Source organism: Coleofasciculus sp. A1-SPW-01 (genome assembly GCF_040217205.1).
GTDB lineage: Bacteria > Cyanobacteriota > Cyanobacteriia > Cyanobacteriales > Coleofasciculaceae > Coleofasciculus > Coleofasciculus chthonoplastes_A.
In genome coordinates this window covers 1-4,137 of record NZ_JAVJNP010000137.1, presented here as the reverse complement: position 1 = coordinate 4,137, position 4,137 = coordinate 1, and the positions used below count along the sequence as shown (strand labels likewise).

The 4,137-nt window shown below is 45.3% G+C and carries 6 protein-coding genes; 3 read left to right on the top strand and 3 right to left on the bottom strand.

The genetic code is table 11. The features are described from left to right. Positions 1-146: 146 nt before the first annotated feature. Positions 147-740: a DUF3177 family protein gene (locus tag RH949_RS21170; RefSeq protein ID WP_006100696.1), complete on the bottom strand. Its 594-nt coding sequence runs from the start codon at positions 738-740 to the stop codon at positions 147-149. Between the two features lie 263 nt (positions 741-1,003). Continuing rightward, positions 1,004-1,228 carry a Calvin cycle protein CP12 gene (locus RH949_RS21165; RefSeq protein WP_006100550.1) on the bottom strand — a complete coding sequence of 75 codons (225 nt, stop codon included), beginning with the start codon at positions 1,226-1,228 and terminating at the stop codon, positions 1,004-1,006. Between the two features lie 383 nt (positions 1,229-1,611). Between RH949_RS21165 and RH949_RS21160 the strand changes: the two genes are divergently transcribed. From RH949_RS21160 to RH949_RS21150, 3 genes are all read left to right on the top strand, one after another. After that, positions 1,612-2,874 (top strand): FIST signal transduction protein, encoded by a 1,263-nt coding sequence (locus RH949_RS21160; protein ID WP_446355920.1) that lies wholly within the window; start codon positions 1,612-1,614, stop codon positions 2,872-2,874. 66 nt (positions 2,875-2,940) lie between these two features. Beyond that, a complete protein-coding gene (locus RH949_RS21155) occupies positions 2,941-3,285 on the top strand; it encodes a type II toxin-antitoxin system RelE/ParE family toxin (protein ID WP_446355918.1) in 345 nt (114 codons plus the stop codon). Beyond that, positions 3,257-3,577 (top strand): helix-turn-helix domain-containing transcriptional regulator, encoded by a 321-nt coding sequence (locus RH949_RS21150; protein WP_006100530.1) that lies wholly within the window; start codon positions 3,257-3,259, stop codon positions 3,575-3,577. Before RH949_RS21155 ends, RH949_RS21150 begins: the two co-directional genes overlap by 29 nt. A gap of 49 nt (positions 3,578-3,626) precedes the next feature. Here the strand turns inward: RH949_RS21150 and RH949_RS21145 are convergent, their stop codons facing one another. Beyond that, positions 3,627-3,902 carry a hypothetical protein gene (locus RH949_RS21145; protein ID WP_044206539.1) on the bottom strand — a complete coding sequence of 92 codons (276 nt, stop codon included), beginning with the start codon at positions 3,900-3,902 and terminating at the stop codon, positions 3,627-3,629. Positions 3,903-4,137: the final 235 nt, after the last annotated feature.

Genomic DNA, 4,137 nt, shown 5'->3' with positions numbered 1-4,137 from the left:
AGGCTTACAGTTGATCCGAACTGGGGAAGCATTCGGAAGTGTGTATCAGTTGATGGCTAGTGGTCTATTCAACTCTTGCGTCACCAGACTTGTCTCTGGCAATCCCCACGCTCCACGTTAGTAGCGTGGGGTTGCTGAATTTCGCACTACTGTTCCATCGCGATTCGTCCCTGTTTCCCTAAGCGAATTAAAACAAAATAGCTCAAGTACAGAACATAAATCAATAATCCAACAATGCCAATAAAACCCAAAAATTGAGGAGAAGACTCAGGATGGAAGTATTGTTTAAAGAGAAAGGGAGGTTCTAGCCAAACTCTACAGGCAAGCGTTTCCAAAGCGTCTGGAGTAAACGCGCATCCTAGAGACGGAAGACTCCACAAGACACCAATCCCACAGTAAATCGTTATTGCCCAGCGCCAAGCCGTCAGCGTAAGTTTCAGCAGATTCGTCGGTTGATCCTCAATATCCTCATTCACATCTACCCAGAACCAGAGGGAGATGGGAATCAAAACTCGGGCAAGCCAACCCGAGATAAAACCAATGGGCCACGAGGCAATCATGATATAAACCGTAATTGCCAGTAAACTGGATACGCGCCAGTAGATAATTAATAGGCGCACCATGGCATCAGCTTTTTTGACAAAAGCCCATATAATTAGGATCAGGGGAATCAACACCGTAAATAAAACGGCTAACCGATAGTCTGTCCAGACTAATGCTTGCAGAAGTTGATCGGGCATAGCTAATAGCCGACGAGTTCCTTTGATTTAACAGTATAGTGACACCGCGATCGGTTCACCTCCCAAATTGTACGGTAATCTTGCCATCTCCGCTTCGGGAATATTATCGATTTCAATTACTGGGCGGGTGTTCTGGTGTCCTGAACCACGGGTTCTCAGGAACAAAAAAAGCAGCCGGAATCACCCGAAGGAGTTCCAGCCACCAAACTGATTCACTGAATTCATCCATACAAAATCGGCACGTATAGCAGACGAAGAGTCCCTTATTCGTCGTAGACGCGGCACTCATCTGCATCAGGATTTTCTTCGCAATACTTCTCGAAGGAGGTTTTCTTGGTGCCTTTTTGCTTCTGGTGTGCTGCCTCAGCTTGTAACTCTTCGACAGAATCCCAAGCTACCGCACAGTCTGGGGACTCTGCGCCTTGAGCGTCACAAACAGTTCTAGCTTGCTGACGCTCCCGATCAATTTGTTCTTGAATATCACTCATTGCTTTCCTTATTTCCGGATTACTGCACTAATGTATTGTACAGAACGTCTATTTATTTGGTGTTGACCGCCCTGAAATATATCCAAGTCGGTACTCATAGATCGTATAGATCGTTAGGATTCTATAGTTTAACGTTCCGCAAAAGTCGATACGCTGTTTACAATTCTACACGATCTGCCCGACTACCGGAAGTAGGGGGCTGTTTAGCACTATTTATCCTCTTGCCATTGAAATATCGTAAAATCTCATCTCCCCCGCCACTCTGCTCCCCTGCCCCCTGACACCAGTCCTTTGGGAGTTAGTCAAATTGGAGTTATCATAAGGCTTTGCACCTGTAGCCAACCCGAAAAAAACCCTACCTAGGGAAAACCTCAGTAAAAGTCATGGCAAATTTGATGAAGTGGGTAAATGCCTTATCAACTCGTCCGTCCTTGGAAACAGCGATCGCGGAGGTGGTAGAGCGTCTGGAACAATCGTTGTCAATGCCTGCGGATTTGGGTCTGGTGTTCATCTCTTCAGCTTATGCCAGCGAGTATTCCCGATTAATGCCCCTGCTACAAGAACGGTTATCTGTACCTGTGATCATTGGTTGTGGGGGAGGTGGCGTGATTGGGATGAATGCCCAAGGTCAACCTCAAGAAATTGAAGCAGAACCCGCTCTGTCAATTAGTTTGGCAAGTATGCCAGAGGTTTCAGTTCGGGCGTTTCATATTCCGGGAAGTGATTTGCCGGACTTGGATAGTTCACCCAGTACTTGGGTGGACTTAATCGGTGTTTCCCCCCAAGATCAACCCCATTTCATCTTATTAGCCGATCCCTTTTCCTCGAAAATCAATGATCTGTTACAAGGGCTAGATTTTGCCTATCCGGGTTCGGTTAAGGTGGGAGGATTAGCCAGTGCCAGTGCCATGGGAGTTCAGAGTGGGTTATTTTATCGTGATTCGGAACGATACTCTGGAGGTACGCTACATCGAGAAGGTACAATCGGCGTGGCGTTAAGTGGGAATGTGGTACTAGACCCAATTGTTTCCCAAGGCTGTCGTCCCATTGGTCAACCCTATCAAATCACCAAAGGTGAACGAAATATTGTACTGGAACTGGCGGATAGTAATGGGATGAGCTTCAGTGAGGTTGAATCCCAGCCGCCGCTAGCTGTGCTGCGTGACGTAATTCAAAACTTGAGTGAGAGCGATCGCGAATTGGCGCAACATTCTCTATTTATTGGCATTGCCCGTGATGAGTTTAAGCAAAGTCTGGGTCAAGGGGATTTCCTGATTCGCAATCTGTTGGGCGTTGATCCCAGACTGGGTGCGATCGCGATCGGCGATCGGGTGCGCCCTGGTCAACGGATTCAGTTCCATCTGCGAGACGCTCGCACCTCTGAGGAAGATTTAGAATTACTTTTACAGAATTATCAAAACCAAGTCAATTCCACCCCAGAAACGGCGGGTGCATTAATGTTTTCCTGTTTAGGGCGGGGTCAAGGATTGTATGGTAAACCCGATTTTGATTCCCAACTATTGTGTCGCTATATCAATAATATTTCAGTTGGCGGCTTCTTCTGTAATGGCGAGATTGGACCCGTTGGCGGTAGTACATTTTTACACGGCTACACGTCAGTATTTGGCATTTGTCGGCAACCGTAAGTAGGTGGTACGGTGAGTGCGAGTGCTTTCCAGTAAATTAATCCATGACATATTTGCATTAAACAAGTGGAAGTCCAGCCAAGAGAGATTCAGAACTATCTGACAGCAGAGGGGAGAAGTCCCTTTGAGGAATGGCTTGACGCTCTACGAGATACTAAAGGCAGAGGTAAGATCGATAATAGGCTTAGGCGGATTCAGCTAGGCAATTTGGGGGACTATCGCTCAGTAGGAAAAGGAGTCTTTGAACTGAGAATTAACTATGGTCCCGGCTACCGGGTCTACTTTGGACAAATGGGAACAACGATAGTGATTTTACTCTGTGGTGGGGATAAAAGCACACAAGCGCAAGATATTCGTAACGCTCAAGAATATTGGAGAGACTATGAAAGACGTGAAAATGCAAACAAGTAGGAGCTACCGCGAATACCTGATTGAATCTCTCAAAGATCCTGAAAGGGCTGCGGGTAATATTGAGGTGGCTTTAGAATTGGCAGAAAAAGACCCTCAACCTGATGTGCTTCGTCTGACGCTTAAGGATGTTATCGAGGCGCGGGTACAAATGAATAATCTCTCAGAAGAAGCGAGACAAAGCTATGAAAAGCTCGACAAGATTCTGTTAGACACCGGAGGGGCGGAAATTTACAGTCTGGTTGAATTATTGGATGCGCTGGGGTTTCGGGTTGCGATCGCTCCCAAGGATTGATTGGGGATAGTTACGAAGGTTGATATAAATGGCTATCGTTTTCGTCCAACTAAAGACTTAAAATCACAAACCAAGCAAGAACAGCACTCAGTAAGTAACCAAAGCCTTTTTCAGACCAATTTGCGTAATCATTTGCGTAATCAGAAGAGTGTGTATTTTTATACTTATCAATGTTAGATATTAAAATACCTATACTCCAAACTGTAACGACTATATTTACAAACCATCCTAAATTTAAATTTAAAATTGCCAATAATGAAATAATTATTACCATCACAGTATAAGGTAAACCGTCTAGCCAATCTTCTAACCAAAATTGTTTCATGACTTTAATTCCTTTTTTAATTTTTTTCAATTAGTAGACTATTTGTAATCTTTTAGCGCTAGCTCAACTTGACGACTCAGAAGACAGGAGAAGCGCCATCGTTTTACCTCGTGGGACTCCGACCTCAACGAAGTAGGTCGGAGGGGGATAGAGGTCAAACCACGCCCTTCGACTTCGCTCAGGGCAAGGTTTGACAACCCAACTGTTGATACCAGTCCGGTATTTCGTTGCAACA